Here is a 781-nt window from a genome sequence, read left to right on the forward strand (position 1 = left end):
TTTTTGGTCAGTGCTTCACTATCAAAGGTGGGTGATAGCTCTAGTTTATTGCCACTGCTACGATATTTATTATCCCAAAGCACAACGGTGTTGGTTTTTGGGTCGATAGAGATAATATCACTACCATGTGTGCCAGCACCATCACCCCACTTTAGAATAATATAGCCTTCACTAGCAACACGATTGGCGAGTTTGATTTCTTCAACATAGCCATTAATATGAGAATTTAAGTGGTTTTCAGTGCTGTTTTGCTTTGGTTTTGTTTGCGATGGCTTGTAATCCCAACCTGCTGTTGGGTCTGGCAACCTTTCATCTAATACAATACCATTAAACAAACGCTTATCTTTATTTGTCACCAAATGTTCTGGAATGGTTTTTTCTACAACAGGTGGTGGCTTTTTATGTTCATTTTTTGCATAATTACCTGTTGAATCTCTAGCAACAAGCTTGTCATTTGTCTGCTCATAATAAGTATCGGGCTTATCATCATTAACAATTTTAACTGTATTACCTTCTACTTTAACTTCCACAATTTTACCATCATCTAAAATGGTAGGAATGCGTTTTATAATGGGCTGATTATTGGCATTCATGCCCACAATATAGTCGGAGTATGTTACTGTTTTACCATCAATCATGACATCAGCAGGATTATCGCCAATCGCAATAAAACAGTTCTTATTATGCACCCATACCGCATCCACCCCATCTATGCCTTTGATGAAGAAGGTGTGATCAGTATCTACTTCTAGGTTGTAGCTGTCAAGGGGTGTCGATTTGG

1 protein-coding gene is annotated in these 781 nt (G+C 38.3%); it reads right to left on the bottom strand.

Annotated features, from left to right (window positions below):
- A partial coding sequence (locus ACZBKJ_RS09890; RefSeq protein ID WP_463200926.1) for a hypothetical protein occupies positions 1 to 781 on the bottom strand: 781 nt, incomplete at both ends.

This window comes from Moraxella sp. I5G (assembly GCF_055193055.1).